At 63.1% G+C, this 18,361-nt stretch carries 13 protein-coding genes; 10 read left to right on the forward strand and 3 right to left on the reverse strand.

The window, feature by feature from the left end:
• The first annotated feature begins 2 nt into the window (after nt 1–2).
• From JNL31_RS11785 to ugpC, 4 genes are read left to right on the forward strand one after another with little or no spacing between them, the layout of a single operon-like run.
• On the forward strand, nt 3–1,274 hold the full coding sequence (locus JNL31_RS11785) for an extracellular solute-binding protein (protein ID WP_294973460.1): 1,272 nt from the start codon (nt 3–5) through the stop codon (nt 1,272–1,274).
• Between the two features lie 58 nt (nt 1,275–1,332).
• Nucleotides 1,333–2,214: a carbohydrate ABC transporter permease gene (locus tag JNL31_RS11790; protein ID WP_294973462.1), complete on the forward strand. Its 882-nt coding sequence runs from the start codon at nt 1,333–1,335 to the stop codon at nt 2,212–2,214.
• Complete coding sequence (locus JNL31_RS11795; protein WP_294973464.1) at nt 2,207–3,055, forward strand: carbohydrate ABC transporter permease; 849 nt, start codon at nt 2,207–2,209, stop codon at nt 3,053–3,055. Before JNL31_RS11790 ends, JNL31_RS11795 begins: the two co-directional genes overlap by 8 nt.
• Before the next feature lie 3 nt (nt 3,056–3,058).
• Nucleotides 3,059–4,111 (forward strand): sn-glycerol-3-phosphate ABC transporter ATP-binding protein UgpC, encoded by a 1,053-nt coding sequence (gene ugpC / locus JNL31_RS11800; RefSeq protein ID WP_294973466.1) that lies wholly within the window; start codon nt 3,059–3,061, stop codon nt 4,109–4,111.
• 143 nt (nt 4,112–4,254) lie between these two features.
• Here the strand turns inward: ugpC and JNL31_RS11805 are convergent, their stop codons facing one another.
• Nucleotides 4,255–4,713: an Lrp/AsnC family transcriptional regulator gene (locus tag JNL31_RS11805; protein ID WP_294973468.1), complete on the reverse strand. Its 459-nt coding sequence runs from the start codon at nt 4,711–4,713 to the stop codon at nt 4,255–4,257.
• Between the two features lie 191 nt (nt 4,714–4,904).
• Between JNL31_RS11805 and JNL31_RS11810 the strand changes: the two genes are divergently transcribed.
• Genes JNL31_RS11810 through JNL31_RS11835 form a run of 6 tightly spaced genes read left to right on the forward strand, consistent with a single transcriptional unit; the run spans nt 4,905 to nt 14,801 of the window.
• Nucleotides 4,905–8,360: an indolepyruvate ferredoxin oxidoreductase family protein gene (locus tag JNL31_RS11810; RefSeq protein WP_294973469.1), complete on the forward strand. Its 3,456-nt coding sequence runs from the start codon at nt 4,905–4,907 to the stop codon at nt 8,358–8,360.
• 12 nt (nt 8,361–8,372) lie between these two features.
• Complete coding sequence (locus JNL31_RS11815; RefSeq protein WP_294973471.1) at nt 8,373–9,539, forward strand: isovaleryl-CoA dehydrogenase; 1,167 nt, start codon at nt 8,373–8,375, stop codon at nt 9,537–9,539.
• Nucleotides 9,536–11,143 carry a carboxyl transferase domain-containing protein gene (locus JNL31_RS11820; RefSeq protein ID WP_294973473.1) on the forward strand — a complete coding sequence of 536 codons (1,608 nt, stop codon included), beginning with the start codon at nt 9,536–9,538 and terminating at the stop codon, nt 11,141–11,143. Before JNL31_RS11815 ends, JNL31_RS11820 begins: the two co-directional genes overlap by 4 nt.
• Nucleotides 11,144–11,153: 10 nt before the next feature.
• Nucleotides 11,154–13,157, forward strand: a complete 2,004-nt coding sequence (locus JNL31_RS11825; RefSeq protein ID WP_294973475.1) for an acetyl/propionyl/methylcrotonyl-CoA carboxylase subunit alpha — start codon at nt 11,154–11,156, stop codon at nt 13,155–13,157.
• The gene (locus tag JNL31_RS11830; RefSeq protein WP_294973476.1) at nt 13,150–14,007 is read left to right on the forward strand and encodes a hydroxymethylglutaryl-CoA lyase; all 858 of its coding nucleotides are present in this window, start codon (nt 13,150–13,152) and stop codon (nt 14,005–14,007) included. The genes JNL31_RS11825 and JNL31_RS11830 overlap by 8 nt, the downstream gene beginning before the upstream one ends.
• A complete protein-coding gene (locus JNL31_RS11835) occupies nt 14,004–14,801 on the forward strand; it encodes a crotonase/enoyl-CoA hydratase family protein (protein ID WP_294973478.1) in 798 nt (265 codons plus the stop codon). The genes JNL31_RS11830 and JNL31_RS11835 overlap by 4 nt, the downstream gene beginning before the upstream one ends.
• A 163-nt stretch (nt 14,802–14,964) precedes the next feature.
• Here JNL31_RS11835 and JNL31_RS11840 read toward each other — a convergent pair whose 3' ends face one another.
• Both JNL31_RS11840 and JNL31_RS11845 read right to left on the reverse strand, forming a co-directional pair.
• Complete coding sequence (locus JNL31_RS11840) at nt 14,965–16,242, reverse strand: capsular biosynthesis protein (protein WP_294973480.1); 1,278 nt, start codon at nt 16,240–16,242, stop codon at nt 14,965–14,967.
• Nucleotides 16,243–16,290: 48 nt separating this feature from the next.
• Nucleotides 16,291–18,102 carry a glycosyltransferase gene (locus JNL31_RS11845; protein WP_294973482.1) on the reverse strand — a complete coding sequence of 604 codons (1,812 nt, stop codon included), beginning with the start codon at nt 18,100–18,102 and terminating at the stop codon, nt 16,291–16,293.
• Between the last annotated feature and the right edge of the window lie 259 nt (nt 18,103–18,361).

Raw genomic sequence — 18,361 nt, forward strand, 5'->3', positions numbered from 1 at the left:
AGATGAAGCAGATCAGTCGGCGCGGCGTGTTGCTGGGGTCGCTTGCCGTCCCGCTCCTGAGCATGGGCCGGATGGCCCGGGCGCAAGCGGGCGAAGTGACGATCAGCCACTACTTCACCGGAGAACTGGGGCTCAAGGCCTTCAACGAGCAGATCGCCAAGTTCACCGAGGCCACCGGCATCGCGATGAAGGAAAGCCCGGTCGGGCACGAGGATTTCAAGACCGACATCCTCGTTCGGGCTGCGGGCAACAGCCTGCCGGACGTGTTCAGCTACTGGGCCGGAGCGCGGGTGCAGTTCATCGTCGATTCGAATTCGCTGCATCCGATAGACGAAATGTGGGGGGCCAACGGCCTTGACGGGATCATCGCCAAGCCAGTCGCCGACAGCGCCACGCTATACAATGGCAAGCGCTATCTGGTGCCGATGAACTACCACTACGCCGGCATGTTCTACAACGTGAAGGTGCTTGCAGACGCCGGAATGACGGCCCCTCCCGCAAGCTGGGATGATTTCCTGGCGCTGTGCGAAACGCTGAAGGGCAAGGGCGTGGCCCCCGTCGCGCTTGGGTCGAAAAACCGCTGGCCGGCACAATTCTGGTTCGACTACCTGCTGCTGCGCACCGCAGGACCGGACTATCGTGCGCGCCTGATGACGGGCGATGCCAAGTACTCCGACCCAGAGGTCGCCGCTGCCCTGGCAATGTGGAAAGAACTGTTCGACAAGGGCTACTTTGTTGAAAACGCAAACGCCGACGACTGGACCGATGCCTCGGACAAGGTGGCGCGCGGAGAGGCGGCGATGACGCTGATGGGAACCTGGATCACCGGCTACTGGAACGGCAACGGGCTTGTTCCGGGACAGGATTACGACTTCTTCGAGTTCCCCAAGATCAAGGACGGCGTGCCCAACGCCGCGGTCGGCCCGGTCGACGGGCTGGTGATCGCCGCGAATGCCGCGAATGTCGAGGGCGCCGAGAAGTTCCTGGCCTTCATGGTCTCGGACGCCGGGGTGCAGGCGGCCTGGGCCAACGCGCAGGGCGCGCTGTCGGCGAACGTGAACGTCGACCCGGCAAGCTACAATGCGGTGATGCAGAAGGCGGCCGCGAGAGTGGCGGCGGCCGAGGCCTTCGCCTTCAACTACGACCTCGCCACGCCGCCTCCGGTGGCCGAGGTGGGACTTTCGATGTTCACCCGCTTCATCGACGACCCTTCGCAGGCCGAGGCCATTCTCGCACAAGTCGCAACTGACGCCGAAGCCGCGTTCAACGAATGACCGGAAGACCCCGGGCCACCAACTTCCGGGCGGCCCGGGGTCTTCGGGAAAGGGACGGATGGAACAGCACAACCGCTTCTGGCGCATCGCGCTTCTAGGCCTGCCGCTGGGGCTGTTCGGGCTGTTCGTGGTCTGGCCACTGTTCAGTTCGTTCTACTACAGCTTCACCGACTGGAACGGATTTGACACCAACTACAGTTTCGTGGGCTTCGACAATTTCGCCAAGATCGCCACCGACCGTCTTTTCCTGCAGGCAGCGATCAACACCACGATCTGGATGGCGGCTGCAATCATCCTGCCAACGACTCTGGGATTGATGCTGGCTTTGCTTCTCGATTCCAGGGTGGCCGGGGCGCGGGTGTTCAAGAGCATCTTCTACCTGCCGATCTGCCTGTCGGCCGTGATCGTCGGCCAGATCTGGACCTGGATCTACCAGCCCGACTGGGGCCTTCTGAACACGATCATTTCCCAAATAACGGGCGAGAAGTTCAAGTACGCATGGCTGGCCAAGCCCGACACTGCGCTCTGGTCGGTGATCGTCGCCTGGTCCTGGCAGCAGACCGGGCTTGCGATGGTGATCTATCTCGCCGGGCTGACCGCCATTCCCGGCGATCTCCTGGAGGTCTGCGAGATCGAAGGTGCCTCGCCCTGGCAACGCTTTCGCCGGGTGGTGCTGCCGCTGCTTGCGCCCTCGACCGTGGTCGTGGTGGCGCTTTCGGTGATCAACTCGCTGAAAGGGTTCGACATTCTCTACATCATGACCGGCGGGGGCCCGTTCAACAGTTCGGACACGCTGGCGATGCACATGTACAACGAAAGCTTCAAGAAATACCTGATGGGCTATGGTTCGGCGATTTCGGTCGTCCTGTTCCTGATAGCGCTGGCGATCATCGGGCTCTATTTCCGCCAGCTGCGCAAGGTTGATCGCATCTATGGCTGAGCCCCTGCCCGTGACCCGCTTCAACCCATGGCCCACGACCATCTTCACCATCCTCAGCGCTCTCGCGGTGCTGTTCCTGCTGCCCACCCTCGGGGTACTGCTCTCCTCGATCAAGACCACTCGCGAGATTTCGATGGGTGAGCTCTGGTCCTTGCCCGCAAGCCTTTTCCTCGGCAACTTTGCCGAGGTTCTGGGCAACCCTGCGGTCCATCGCTACTTTCTGAACACCCTTCTGGTGACGCTGCCCGCAACCGCAGTTTCAATCACGCTCGGCGCGCTGGCCGGCTACGTCTTTGCCAAGTTGCCGTTCCGCGGCTCGAATGCCCTGTTCCTGGGGATCGTCGCTGGCATGTTCTTTCCGCCGCAGGTCATCCTGGTGCCGCTGTTTCGCCTGTTCAACGGGCTGGGGCTGATCGACACGCTATGGCCGGTGATCATCGTCCATTCGGCGCTTGGCCTCCCAATATGCGTCCTGATGATGCGGAATTTCTTCGCAACCGTCCCGAATGCCCTGCGCGAGGCCGCGATCATGGAAGGTGCCAACGAATGGCAGGTTCTGACGCGAGTCGTCCTGCCCCTGTCGTTGCCTGCGCTGGCCGTGCTCGCCACGCTGCAATTCACCTGGATCTGGAACGATTTTCTCTGGCCACTGATTTTCACCCAGTCCGACAACAAGCGCACTATCATGATCGGCATCGTCAACCTGAAGGGCCAGTACTCCGTCGCCTGGGGCGTGCAGGGCGCGCTATCTCTGGTTGCCAGCTTGCCCACGCTTCTCGTCTTTCTCTTCTTCCAGCGCTTTTTCATCAAGGGGATGACCATGGGCGCAGTCAAAGGATAACCCATGGCCCAGCTTCAGCTTGCCAACCTTCGCAAATCCTTCGGCCAGGTCCAGGTGATCAAGGGACTGGACCTCGCGATTTCCGACGGCGAGTTCGTCGTCTTCGTCGGTCCGTCAGGCTGCGGCAAGTCCACCACCCTGCGGATGATCGCCGGGCTTGAGGATGCCACCTCTGGCACGATCCTGCTTGACGGCGGAGACCTGACCCGCGCCCGCCCCGCCGACCGCAGCATCGCCATGGTGTTCCAGTCCTACGCGCTGTTCCCGCACATGACGGTGGCCGACAACATCGGCTTCGGGCTTCAACTGAAGGGAACCGACCGCGCAACGATCACCGCCCGCGTCGCCGAGGTGGCAGGGACGCTGCATCTCGCCCCCCTCCTTGCCCGCTACCCGCGCGAACTGTCCGGCGGCCAGCGCCAGCGCGTCGCCATCGGCCGCGCCATCATCCGCAACCCCAAGGTCTTTCTCTTCGACGAGCCTCTTTCCAACCTGGATGCCGCCCTGCGCGTGCAGATGCGGCTGGAGATTGCCCGCCTGCACCAGCGCCTTCGCGCAACCATGGTCTACGTGACGCATGACCAGGTCGAGGCGATGACGCTCGCCAACCGGATCGTGGTGTTCAACGATGGTCGGATCGAGCAGGTCGGCACGCCGATGGATCTGTACGAACGTCCGGCAAACCGCTTTGTCGCCGGGTTCATCGGCGCACCCTCGATGAACTTCCTGCCGGTCCGCACCAATGGGTCTCTGATCGACTGGCCGGGCATCGCGCCACTTGCGCTGCCCGCCGGGAAAGCACAGGTGGTCGAGCTGGGAATCCGGCCCGAACATCTGGTGGCGGTGGAGGAAGCGGACGCCGACATCGCAGGCGACATAGAGATCATCGAGCGGCTCGGAGCCGAGACCTATGCCTATGTCCGCGTCGCGGGACAGCCCGCCGATCTGACACTCCGCCTTCCCGGCGAAACCGGCCATCGACCCGGCAGCAGGATCGGGCTGAAACTTGACTGGTCCCGTGCGCACTGGTTCGACGCGGATGGGCGGGTTCTCTGAAACTGGTTCGGGCTCCAGGTCAGCAAGCCGCGCCACCCCGGCGCCCGGCAATGCGGCAGCCTTCGCCCCCGGCCAAACCGGCAGAGCCTGGACCATTCCGTTCCCGGGAGATGTGCTTACCGGCGAGACCTTTGTGCAGCAAATCAGATCGGGATGTTCAGGCTGTTCTTCACCCTCTTTAGCGTGAAGCTCGTATAGATCGACTGGACGTTCGGCAGTTCGACGAGCGCGTTCTTCACCGTTGCCTCATAGTCCCGGACGCTGGGTGCGATGACTTGCAGGACATAGTCGAACTCGCCACTGAGCGAGTAGCACTGCAGGATTTCGGGTACGCCCGCCACGGCATCCTCAAACGCTTTCAGGCGCTCACGCTGATGGTGGGTGATCTTCACAAAGCAGAAGACAAGAATTTCGTAGCCGACCGCCTCGGGGTCGATGACGAAGCGCCGGGTGCTGACCGCGCCTTCGGCCTGCAACCTCTGCAGCCGACGCCAGCAGGGAGAATGGCTCATGCCGGTAGCCTCGCCCAGTTCGCGCATCGTCAGGTCCGGTTGGGCCTGGATCACGCGCAGAATGCGCCGATCCGAATCATCAAGCTTCATTCGCACCCCTATCCGGTTACACTATCGTTCATGGGTTCCGTCACCGGCACCAGTTTTGAGAATCCTGCGCATCTGAAGGTACATTGTATCCATTCATATGCTAACAAGGTCAACATTAGCGACCTTGTCCTTCGCGTTTCGGACTAAACTTCCGATGAGCACTGCACGCGGATCTAGGGAGGGAGACGCGGATGGCCATCACGCTCGACGACAAGTATGTGGCGGAAGCCGGGTCGGTCTACCTGACCGGCACCCAGGCGCTGGTCAGGCTGCCGATGACCCAAATGCGGCGGGATCGGGCCGCGGGGCTGAATACCGCCGCCTTCATCTCGGGCTATCGCGGCTCGCCCCTGGGTACCTACGACCAGCAGTTGGCCAAGGCGAGGAAGTTCCTTGACCGGCACGATATCGTCTTCCAGCCGGGGTTGAACGAGGATCTCGCGGCCACCGCCGTCTGGGGCAGCCAGCAGGTGCACCTGTCGTCAGGCGCGCGCAAGGACGGTGTGCTGGGCATCTGGTACGGCAAGGGGCCTGGCGTCGACCGATCCGGCGATGTGTTCAAGCACGCAAATGCCGCAGGGACCGCGCCGCATGGTGGCGTTCTTGCCATTGCGGGGGACGACCATACCTGCAAGTCGTCGTCCATCCCCCACCAGTCGGATCATGCTTTCATCTCGGCGCTGATGCCGATGCTGTATCCCTCATCGGTGCATGAATTCCTGGAGATGGGCCTTCTGGGCATCGCGATGTCGCGTTATTCGGGCTGCTGGGTCGGCTTCAAGGTCATCTCGGAAACCGTCGAGATCAGCACGGTGGTCGATCTGGCGCAGGAAGGTCGGCAGTTCGCCCTGCCGCAGGATTTCGAGTTGCCACCTGGCGGGCTGTCCTTGCGCTGGCCCGACCCGCCCCTGGTGCAGGACGAACGCTTGCAAGAGCACAAGGGCTATGCCGCCATCGCCTTTGCCCGGGCGAACAGCGTCGACACGGTGGTCTCCGACGCGCCCAATGCCCGATTTGGCATAGTTGCCTCGGGCAAGGCCTACGAGGACGTTCGGCAGGCGCTGGCCGAGCTGGGCATCGGCCCGGAGGAGCGCGCCCTGATCGGCCTGCGCTTCTACAAGGTGCGGATGCCCTGGCCCCTGGAACCGGAAGGAATCCGCGCCTTTTCGCAGGGCCTGGAAGAGGTGTTGATCGTCGAGGAACGGCGCGAGATCATCGAGAACCAGATCAAGCAGCAGCTGTTCAACTGGCGGGCAGATGTGCGTCCGCGTATCGTCGGAAAGTTCGACGAGGCCGGGACACCGTTCCTCAGCCTGTCCGCCGGGCTGACCGTGGCGCGAGTCGCCGGTGCAATCGCGGAACGTCTGCTGCGACTTGACCTGCCCGAAGGGCTGGCGAGCCAACTGCGTCGCCGCGCCAAGCATCTGCACGAAGCCGAAGCGCGGGGCAGCGCGCAGGTACCGCCGATCGTGCGCCTGCCGCACTACTGCGCCGGATGTCCGCACAACACCTCGACGAGGGTGCCGGAAGGCTCGAAGGCCATGGCCGGGATCGGGTGCCATTTCATGGTGCAGTGGATGGACCGCCGGACCGAGACCTTTACCCACATGGGCGCTGAGGGCGTACCGTGGACCGCGATCGGAAGGTTCACCGACGAAAAGCACCGCTTCGTCAATCTTGGCGACGGCACATTCTTCCATTCCGGCCATCTTGCCATCCGCCAGTCGGTCGCGGCAGGGGCGAACATCACCTACAAGATCCTATACAATGACGCCGTGGCGATGACTGGCGGTCAGCCGGTGGATGGCGTGCTGACCCCGCCACAGATCACCCATCTGATGTATCACGAACGCGTGGCGCGTATCGTCCTGATGTCCGACCGGCCCGATCTCTACTCCGCCGCCGACCTCGCCCCCGGCACCAAGATCCGCCACCGCGACGAGATCGATGCTGTGATGCTGGAGTTGCGCGAGGTGCCCGGTGTGACCATCATCGTCTTCGAGCAGACCTGTGCTGCGGAAAAGAGACGGCGGCGCAAGCGGGGTATGCTGGAAGACCCCGGCCTGCGGCTCTGGATCAATCCGGAGGTATGCGAGGGCTGCGGCGATTGTTCGGAAAGGTCGAACTGCATCGCGGTCGAGCCGGAAGAGACCGAAATGGGCCGCAAGCGGCGCATCAACCAGTCAATGTGCAACAAGGACTATTCCTGCCTCAAGGGCTTCTGCCCGTCCTTCGTGACCGTGCGCGGAGGCAAGCTGCGAAAGCAGCGGTCCGAAAACGGCCCGGATATACAGACGCTGCCGGAACCTCTCCTGCCAGCGATCGAGCGCGCTTGGAACCTGGCGCTGGCCGGGGTTGGCGGCACCGGGGTGCTGACCATCAGCGCAATCCTTGGCATGGCTGCACATATCGAGGGCAAGATTCCGATGGTGCTTGATATGGCCGGGCTGGCGCAGAAAGGCGGCGCAGTGATGAGTCATGTCCGGGTGTCCCGGCCAGACCGTCCCGTGGCCGCCCCGCGCATCGCGGCCGGCAGCGCCGACCTCCTGATCGCGGCGGATGGCGTGGTAGCGGTCTCGAAGGAGTGCATCGTCCTTTGTGATCCGGACCGGACCCAGGCAGTCCTGAACACCCGCGTCACCCCGGTTTCCGACTTCATCCGCAATCGCGATTTTGACTTTCAAGAGGCGGCTGTCGAACGCAACGTGGCGCGGGCGGTCAGGTCGGACCGTCACTTTCTGGATTTCTCTGCGCTGGCGGCACGACTTACGGGAGATGAGATCGGGGCCAACCTGATGATGCTGGGCTATGCCTGGCAACAGGGGATGGTGCCGATCGGGCGCGAGGCCATCCTGCAGGCAATCAAACTGAATGGCGTGGCGGTCATGGCCAACTCCGATTCCTTCAACTGGGGCCGGGTTCTGGCGCATGATCCGGGCCATGTCCGACGCCTGACCGCCGCAGAGGCGCGGCCCGATCTCGAGACGATGTCCACAGAACGCATCGTGGAGCACCGCGCGGCCCATCTGCGGGCCTATCAGAACGAGGCCCTTGCCAACCGCTATCGCACCTGGTTGTCGAAGATCGACGAGGTTGCGGCACCGGCGCGGGTCGGTGCCAATGACCTGAAACGTCAGGTCGCAAGCGCCTATGCGCGCGTCCTCGCCTACAAGGACGAATACGAGGTCGCCCGGCTCTACTCGACAGCCAAGTTCCGGGCATCGCTGGACAAGGTCTTCGACGGCGACTTCCGCATCGCCTTCAATCTTGCCCCGCCGATGCTGCCCGGCAAGGCCGCGGACGGCCGCCCGAAAAAACGCGAGTTCGGCCCCTGGATCCTGCCCGTATTCCGCGTTCTTGCACGCCTGAAAGGCCTGCGCGGGACTTGGGCGGATCCGTTCGGCCACACGACGGACCGCAAGCTGGAGCGGCAGCTGATCGTGGACTACGAGGATGACCTGGCGCTGGTTGTCAGGAAACTGACCGCCGAAAATCTTCCGCTTGCCCGCGAATTGCTGTCCCTGCCCGAGAAGATCCGGGGCTATGGTCCGGTCAAGGAAGCGGCCTACCGCCAGCAGATGGCCCGACGCGCCGATATCCGTGTCGCGCTGGATCGCAACGGGCCCATGGCCATCGCCGCAGAATGAGGAGTTGGTGACATGTTCAACGCTTCGATGAAGTTCGACCTGGGCGAAGAGGTCAACGCGCTGCGCGACATGGTGCACGCCTGGGCGCAGAAACGGGTGAAGCCGCTGGCCGCAGGGATCGACAAGGACAACGACTTCCCGGCAGCGCTTTGGCGCGAGATGGGCGCTCTTGGCCTTCTGGGGATCACCGTCCCCGAGGAGTATGGCGGCGCTGGGATGGGCTATCTTGCACATGTGGTTGCGGTCGAGGAAATCGCCCGCGCCTCGGCTTCGGTCTCGCTCAGCTATGGCGCGCATTCCAACTTGTGCGTGAATCAGATCAAGCTGAACGGAAGCGAGGCGCAGAAGCGCAAGTACCTGCCCGGCTTGATCAGCGGCGACCATGTCGGAGCGCTGGCCATGTCCGAGGCCGGGGCGGGTTCGGACGTCGTTTCCATGAAGCTCCGGGCCGAAAGGCGCAACGGCTATTATGTCCTGAACGGCACCAAGTTCTGGATCACCAACGGGCCGGATGCCGATACCCTGGTCGTCTACGGAAAGACCGACCCCGAGGCCGGGTCGAAGGGGATCACCGCCTTTCTGGTCGAGAAGACGATGAAGGGCTTCAGCACCTCGAAGCATTTCGACAAGCTGGGGATGCGGGGGTCGAATACCGCCGAACTGGTGTTCGAGGATGTCGAGGTTCCGTTCGAGAATGTACTCGGCACCGAGGGCAAGGGCGTCCGCGTGCTGATGTCGGGCCTTGATTACGAACGGGTGGTGCTGTCGGGCATCGGCACCGGGATCATGGCCGCCTGCCTGGACGAGATCATGCCCTACATGGCCTCCCGCAAGCAGTTCGGGCAGCGGGTTGGCGACTTCCAGCTGATGCAGGGCAAGATCGCCGACATGTACACCAAGCTGAACTCGGCCCGGGCCTATGTCTACGCCGTCGCCCGCGCCTGCGACCGGGGCCAGGTCACGCGGGCTGACGCCGCCGCCTGTGTGCTTTACGCCTCGGAGGAGGCGATGGTGGTCGCGCATCAGGCCGTGCAGGCGATGGGCGGCGCAGGCTTCATGAACGAAACCCCGGTCAGCCGGTTGTTCCGCGACGCCAAGCTGATGGAGATCGGCGCAGGCACCAGCGAAATCCGCCGGATGCTGATCGGGCGCGAGATGATGGGGGCGATGAGCGCATGACGATCCTGTCCTCGGCCATTTCTCTGCGGTCGGAGGCCTTTCGGACGAACCGTGAGGCCAATCTTGCTGCGCTGGAAAACGTGCGCGCGGCCGCCGCCCTGTCGCTGGCGGGCGGGGGCGACAAGGCGCGCGAGTTGCACCGGAGCCGGGGCAAGCTTCTGCCGCGCGAAAGGATTGCCCGGCTGATCGACCCCGGCTCGCCCTTTCTGGAAGTCGGAACCTTTGCCGCCCATGGCCTCTACGACGGCGCCAGCCCCTGCGCCGGTCTGATCACCGGGATCGGCCGCATCGAGGGCCAGGAAGTGATGGTGGTCTGCAACGATGCCACCGTGAAGGGCGGCACCTATTTCCCGATGACGGTCAAGAAACACCTGCGCGCGCAGGAGATTGCCGAAGAAAATTGCCTTCCCTGCGTCTACCTCGTCGATTCCGGCGGCGCCAATCTGCCGAACCAGGACGAGGTCTTCCCCGACCGCGACCATTTCGGCCGCATCTTCTTCAACCAGGCCAACATGTCGGCAAAGGGGATTGCGCAGATCGCGGTGGTGATGGGGTCCTGCACCGCCGGGGGAGCCTACGTGCCCGCCATGTCGGATGTCACCATCATCGTGAAGGACCAGGGCACGATCTTTCTGGCCGGGCCGCCCTTGGTCAAGGCCGCGACCGGCGAGATCGTTTCGGCGGAAGATCTGGGCGGCGGCGATGTCCACACGCGGATCTCGGGCGTGGCCGACCTCTTGGCGAATGACGATCTGCACGCGATTGCCCTTGCACGACGTGCGGTTGCCAACTTGAACCGCCAGAAGCTGCCACAACTTGCCCGGCAATCACCCGAAGCTCCGCTCTACGATCCCGAAGAGATCATGGGCGTCGTGCCCGCAGAGCTGAAGACGCCCTACGACATCCGCGAGGTCATCGCCCGCATCGTCGATGGCTCGCGCTTCGACGAGTTCAAGCCGCGTTACGGAGCGACCATCGTCTGCGGCTTTGCTCATGTCATGGGAATGCCGGTCGGCCTCATCGGCAACAACGGGGTGATCTTTTCGGAATCCTCGCTGAAGGCCGCGCATTTTGTCGAGCTTTGTTCCCAGCGGAAGATCCCGCTGGTCTTCCTCCAGAACGTCTCGGGCTTCATGGTCGGCCGCTCCTACGAAAACCGCGGCATCGCCAAGGACGGCGCAAAGCTGGTGACGGCGGTGGCGACGACGCGGGTGCCGAAGATCACCTTCCTTGTCGGCGGCTCCTTCGGGGCGGGCAATTACGGCATGTGCGGCCGGGCCTATTCGCCCCGCTTCCTGTGGTCCTGGCCAAACAGCCGGATTTCTGTGATGGGCGGCGAGCAGGCGGCGGGGGTGCTTGCCACCGTGCGGCGCGACGCGATTGAACGGAAAGGAGGCCAGTGGAGCGCCGAGGAGGAAGCGGCGTTCAAGCAGCCGACGATCGAAATGTTCGAGCGCCAGTCGCACCCGCTTTATGCCTCGGCTCGGCTCTGGGATGACGGGATCGTCGATCCGCGCCACACAAGGCAGGTGCTGGCCCTGTCGCTGTCCGCTGCCCTGAACGCGCCGATCGAGGAGACGCGTTTTGGCGTCTTCCGGATGTGAGGGGGCCACGATGTTTGCCAAGATCCTGATTGCCAACCGTGGTGAAATCGCTTGCCGCGTCATCGCCACCGCACACCGAATGGGAACGAAAACAGTCGCGGTCTACTCCGACGCCGACGCGGGTGCCAAGCATGTGGAACTGGCCAACGAGGCGGTCCACATCGGCGGTGCGGCAGTTTCCGACAGCTATCTGCGCGGCGAGGCGATCATTGCCGCTGCGCTGCGCACCGGGGCCGAGGCAATCCATCCCGGCTACGGTTTCCTGTCCGAGAACCCCGGTTTCGTCGAAGCGGTCGAGGCCGCCGGTCTGGTCTTCATCGGGCCGCCCGCCAGCGCCATCCGCGCCATGGGGCTGAAAGATGCCGCGAAAAGCTTGATGACCAAGGCCGGGGTTCCAGTGGTCCCCGGCTATCACGGCGAAAACCAGGATCCCGACTTTCTGGCGGCCGCGGCGGATGGGATCGGCTATCCCGTCCTCATCAAGGCGCGGGCGGGCGGTGGCGGCAAGGGCATGCGCCTTGTCGAGAACCCCGCCGGGTTCCGCGCAGCGCTGGAAAGCGCGAAGCGCGAAGCGCAGTCGAGTTTCGGCGACCCCGCCTGCCTGATCGAGAAATACGTCACCCAACCCCGCCACATCGAGATCCAGGTCTTCGGCGACGCCCATGGAAACGTGATCCATCTTTTCGAGCGGGATTGCAGCCTGCAACGCCGCCACCAGAAGGTGATCGAAGAGGCTCCCGCGCCCGGCATGCCCGCGCAGGTCCGCGCCGCCATGGGACTCGCGGCGGTCGAGGCGGCAAAGGCCATCGGCTATCGCGGCGCCGGAACCGTCGAGTTCATCGTCGACGGGTCCGGCCCTCTGCGCGAGGACGGCTTCTGGTTCATGGAGATGAACACCCGACTGCAGGTCGAGCATCCGGTGTCGGAAGCCATCACCGGGCTCGATTTCGTCGAACTGCAATTGCGGGTCGCTGCGGGCGAACCGCTGCCGATCCGGCAGGAGGAACTGTCGATCGACGGCTGGGCGTTCGAGGCCCGGCTCTATGCCGAGGATGTTCAAAAGGGATTCCTTCCGGCGATCGGCAGGCTGGACCACCTGTCCTTTCCATCCGGCGTGGCCTTTTCGCGCGGCGCGGTGCGGGTCGACAGCGGTGTGCGCGAGGGGGATTCCATATCGCCCTGGTACGATCCGATGATCGCCAAGGTCATCGTGCACGGCGCCAACCGCCCTGCGGCGCTCAATCTGCTCGCGACAACCCTGAGCGAAGTCCGGGTGGCCGGCACTACAACCAATCTGGAGTTCCTGACCGCCCTGGCCCGGCACGAGGGATTTGCCGCCGGAGAGGTCGATACCGGGCTGATCGGTCGCGATCTGGCCAGCCTGACGGCAAGGCCGCCCATGTCGACGGCGATCCCGGCCTTGGCGGCGCTGGCGGCCCTTGGGTCGTTGAATGGCGACCGCGGAAATGATCCCTGGAACCTGCTGACCGGTTGGCGCGCATGGTCGGACGCCGAGGATTTCGTCACGCTCAGGCTCGGTGAGCAAGTGGTCCACATGCGCATCCTCCACCTTGGGCAGCACCGTTATCAGGCAAGTGCCGACAACCTCGACTGCACGCTGACCATCGCGCAAAGCCGCGACGGCGTCGTGCATTTCGACAGCGACGGGTTGCGCTCGAAAGCCGAGATCGTGCCTCGCGCCCGATCGATTTCCGTTTTCCATGACGGCTACTGCGACAAGTTCGAACTGGTTGATGACCTTGCCGTCGCAGAAAGCAAAGTGGCGGGCGGAGATTCGATCATGGCACCGATGCCGGGCCTTGTATCGGCGGTCCGGACGAAGGTCGGAGCCGTGGTTCGCACAGGCGATCCTCTGCTGGTGCTTGAGGCGATGAAAATGGAACACATCCTGACCGCACCCCGCGATGGCGTGGTTGCCGACGTGCTCGTCTCGGAAGGGGATCAGGTGACGGACGGGCTCCTGCTACTGCGGCTTGAGGCGCAGAATGGGTGAGCGGGTTACGGTGTTCGAGGTCGGGCCACGGGACGGGCTTCAGAACGAGTCGCGCGTGATTGACACGGCAGACAAGATTCGCCTGATCGACGGCCTCTCTGCCTGCGGCTTCACCCATATCGAGGCCACAAGTTTCGTCAGCCCGCGATGGGTGCCGCAGATGGCGGACGCGGCGGCGGTTATGGCCGGCATCCGGCGTGCGGCGGGAGTGTCCTACGCGGCACTGACGCCGAACCTGCAGGGCTTCGAGCGTGCGCTGGACGCCCGAGCGGACGAAGTGGCTGTCTTCGCCTCTGCCTCGGAGGGGTTCTCGCAAAGGAACATCAACTGTTCGATCGCGGAAAGCCTCGAGCGTTTCCGTCCCGTGCTCCTCCATGCAAGGGCGGCGATGCTGCCGGTGCGGGGCTATGTCTCCTGCGTGACGGATTGCCCGTTCGACGGGCCGGTCGCGCCAGCGGCCGTGGCGCGGGTCGCCGAAGCGCTGATCGACATGGGCTGCTATCAGGTCAGCCTTGGCGATACCCTCGGTTCGGCCACCCCAGAGACGACAGGAAGAATGCTGGACGCCGTTCTTGAGCGGTTGCCGGCCACACGGTTGGCAGGGCATTTCCACGACACACGTGGGCTGGCCCTGCAGAACATCGCCCTCTGCGTTGGTCTTGGTCTGCGGACGTTCGACAGTTCGGTCGGCGGACTCGGCGGCTGCCCCTATGCGCCGGGCGCACAGGGCAATGTCGCGACCGAGGCGGTCGTCGCCATGCTTCACAATCGGGGCTTCGAAACGGGCATCGACGTCGAGGCGCTGGCCGAGATGTCACGATTTGCGCAAGACCTGCGGAGACCGCTATGAACTGGAAGACCCTGGATATCCGGACTGACGAACGCGGCGTCGCCCAGGTCAGGCTGAACACCCCCGAAAAGCGCAATGTCCTTTCCGCTCGGATGATTGCCGAGCTGACCGAAATGGCAGGCACCATCGGCAATGACAGCAGGACCCGGGCCATCGTCCTTTCCGGGGCGGGGTCCACATTCTGCGCCGGCGCAGACCTGACCTGGATGAAGGCCCAGATCGAGGCCGATCGGGCACAGCGCATGCGCGAGGCGCGAAAGCTTGCCGAGATGCTGCAGGCCATGAACACCATTCGTGCCCCATTGATCGGCCGCTTGCAGGGCGGAGCTTTCGGTGGCGGGATCGGCATGGCCTGCGTCTGCGACGTGACATTGGCCGACACCACGACCAAGTTCTGTTTCTCGGAAACCCGACTCGGAATCATCCCGGCAACGATCGGGCCCTATGTCCTGGCCAGGATGGGTGAGGGTAACGCTCGCCGGGTCTTCATGTCCGCCCGCGTTTTCGACGCGGTCGAGGCCGAACGCCTTGGAATCGTTTCCCGGGCAGTTGCAGGAGAATATCTCGACCAGGCCGTCGCGGCGGAAGTGGCGCCATATCTTCACGTCGCGCCGGGTGCCGTCGCCGCGGCCAAGAAACTGGCCCGCGATCTCGGACCCCGCATTGACGCCGAGGTCATCGACGACACGATCCGCCGCCTTGCCGATGCCTGGGAGGGACCCGAGGCCGAGCACGGAATTGCCGCCTTTCTGGACAAGCGTCCGGCCAAGTGGGCAGCGCCAATCCGTGGATGATGCTTCACGCAAATGAACGCGGCAGCTTTCTGTGCTTGGATGGACCGCGCTGACCAGGCTGTTGCGACCGCTGCATCGGTATTCTGAGCCGCGCGAAAATTGGTCTCTTCGTCCGCGGACGTGTGAGATGGCCCAAGCGTGCAGGAGGGCGTAGCAGGCCGCCTTACCAGGGGTCGACCGAAACTCCATGCCGCCGGGCTTCTGCTACGCGTGGGGGCAACCCTTCTTGACCCGGGTAGTTGGTGACGGCACCGCTTTCGATCAGAGCGACCGTACCCGCGACAGCCGAAGCGCGACCTTGTGGTGAATAGAAATCGCCACGCACCTGAATGGTCGCCGCAAGGAAGCGGACAAGGCATGCGACATCGGCTGGGTCGGGTCGGTTTGGCGTGGACCAAAAACCTTCAAGTGGTCCCTGATGGGTGACGCCCGGAATGTCGTAGGTCGCTATTCCAAGGCATTTCACCGGGCAACCAACTTGCAGCGCATGCAATCCGACGGTGCTGTTCACAACGATACACCCCATAGCGCCGCCCAGAAGGGCCCTGAGATCGCCACCGTCGATGAAATCGACTCTGTCCGCCAACCCGGCCTTTGCAGCGAGTGACAGAGTGACGGCCCGCCAGTCCGTCAGACCGTTGTCCATTGGGTGAAGTTTGACCACCAAATGCGAATTGCCGGGAGCATCAGCGGCGAAAGAGGCAATCACCTCCTGCAGCACGGGCCTGAGCCCACCATATCGGGAGTTTGCGCGGATCTGGTAGTCGTCTTCCATCTGCAAGGCCAATACGAAGAACGGATCGGCCTCGACAAGTCGCTCTCGGATGACGGCATTGGCATGGCGGGCATTGCGCGCCGCTCTGAGGTTTCGCGGAATGTAGGAAAGATACTCGACAATCGGATGGTGGGCGCGATCCGACACGAAATGCGGGAAAAATGGTCGGAAGATCGCGTTGCCAAGATGATACGCCACCTCGGCCAAAGCTTCTTGCCAGTAGGGGTGGCTGTAGCGGGGCCTCATGTCCGGCGTGGGAAGCGTCGCGGCATGCGCGCGAATGACCTCTAGCCGGTCGGGAAAATGCGAATGGACCGACTGGCCGCCAAGTTCGACGGTGATCCAGTCGGGGCGCAGGTACCCAAGCTCATAGGACAAAGGCGTGATCCCGCGACGCCTTGCCACCCGCTGCGCAACGACGTGATAAGGGTGGCGATCGGCGAAGTAGACCAGAAGATCAATCGCCTCCGTCACGACCAGCCGGTCAAGCCATGCCTCCCAGTCCTGCAGGCTGCCACGATAGCAGATCGCCCCGGCGCCACGCCAGAACAGCCAGTCGCCGACATTGAGCGTGACATGCCGGACCGTGTGTCCACGCCTTGCCAATTCCTGTCCAAGGTCCCGCGAAAAGAAGGATGGATGACCTTGCAGGAACAAGACCTTCATCGGCGTCACCCGACGGCCCCTTGCCGAAAGGGATATGATGCACCGGCATCAGTCATGTGCCTGGCCAAACTCCTGTGCCCAGCGTCCGCGGCTGCACAGCGCAGGCATCGCCTCCTGCCATCGGGCAGCGGCGCGCTTGCCTTCAAGTTGATAGCGTACAGTCAGGATCAGGGCGCGCACTGTGAGAAGGATCAAGAGTATACGTCTTGGGCGCAGGTGAAAGCAGCGGGTCGCGGCGGGATCGAGCGCACGCAGATACGACCGACCGAAGATAGCCAACGGCTCGGGTCGTCCCCTGAAGACAATCGTCGGTTTTCCCGTGCTGGGCACCAGAATGATGCGCAGGAAGATAGCTGCGAAGGCAACCACTTGGCCCGCAATGCCGACCCTGTACGACAAGGGCTGCACGAGAGGGAAGCTTTTCGGTCCGTGATCTGTCCAGACCTCTGGGGCAGTAAGGGCTTGCACACGGTCGCGCACGATGCGGTTTCTCAGTGCGCCATCGATGGCGAAAGTGACATCCGGCCCCGCAAGGTAGTCCTCGATGGCTATCAGGCAGGACAGACCGGCGCGGTAGCGATGGACCAGCAAATTGAACATGGTCCATCCCAATACCGTCAGGATTCCGGGAAGTCGGGCAAACCCGGGATGGAAAGATGCCATGATAAGCAAGTTTCGCAAATCATAATAAATTGCGAGGCCGACGTGCTTGTAGAGAATCGACGCGTGCCAGACCCCCAGGCCAGGAAGCGGCACGAGAGGAATGCCTGCCTCCTTGAGCCGAAGGCCATAGTCCACGTCGTCATTGTGTAAGAAGAAAGGTGCGGGCAAACCGGCCTGGCGTATCGCAGAGACCGGCAGGACGCAGAACCACCACCCGTTGTAGTCCACTTCGAAACTGTTGTTCCACAGTTCAAGGCACTTGCGGTTTGCCAGAGAGGCACCATTGCCAAATGGATGAAACTGCCAATCCTTGCCGACCATCGCACCAGCTTCATGCAGGCGCAGGCGATCCTCGAGATCAATCGACTGACCTCCCAGCGCGATGTCCTTTGCGCAGTAGCAAAGGAAGCGGATTGCCCTTTGCACGACACGGGCATCAACTCGGATGTCGTCATCCATAATGAGGTGATGGGTAACAGGCTCGGCGGCATCAAGCGTTTCGATCATGGTCCGGGCAAAACCACCGCTGCCGCCACGATTGGGCTGGCGAATAACCCTGATTCCAGCGGTCTTGTGAAGACTGGTCAGGATCGGATGACTGAAGGATTTCCCCTGATTGACCAGGATGATCCGACGCAAGGCCGGTTCTGTCCCCAGAAGGGGGATCAATTCGGCCACTGTCTCGGCAAGCAAGTCTTCGCGATTGAAGGTGCAAATACCAATCGAAAGGCTGACGTCGCGCAGCGGCGGGCAAAGCGTGACGAAGCTGAGTTCGTCGATCCTGCAAGTGTCCAACGCCGTCACCTCGACGTGCAAGCGGAGAATGTCCGGAGCCGAGCATCGGTCCCATGCCCAAATTGGCGTGCGGAATTCCGGATGGTCGTCCGGCACCAGACAATCCAGGAGAGTGACACGTTTTCCACCCGCGCGATGACCGATGACGCGAAGCGCCAAGCGCCCGGTCGCCCTACAGCGGAGGCCGACCCTGCCGATGTCGGTATGGGTGGCCCACCAAGCGAGATAGAGGCAGTTGAAGAAACCGTCGGCAATGATCTTCTGCCCGGAGGCAAGATGCATCAACCCATCACCCTTGGCTCGTGGTGTGGCGCTCGCAACGGCGAAGTACAACGCTGAAGGGTCCCCCGGCCTTGGGGCGATGATCTGTTGCAGTGGATATACCTGCACATCCGGCGCCATGGGTTGCCGAGGCTTCGGCAAAACCATCCGTTGCCCCTCGGACGAGTGGATCATGCGGAAAGTTCGCCGATGCAATTTCCGTCTACCAGCCAATGAGCAGCACCTTGTCAGTTGCAAGGAGAAGTCTGATGGCGACATCCGCACTTGGATTGCACAGGTTACAAGGCAGCCAAACATGCAGCCCGGCGAGCGTTCAGCGGTGCCCGGCTTCGCTTAGGTCACAGGCGATGACCCCGCACCGGCCTGCTCAAGCAATCAA

The sequence above is a fragment of the Tabrizicola sp. genome, assembly GCF_016792905.1.
Classification (GTDB): domain Bacteria; phylum Pseudomonadota; class Alphaproteobacteria; order Rhodobacterales; family Rhodobacteraceae; genus Tabrizicola.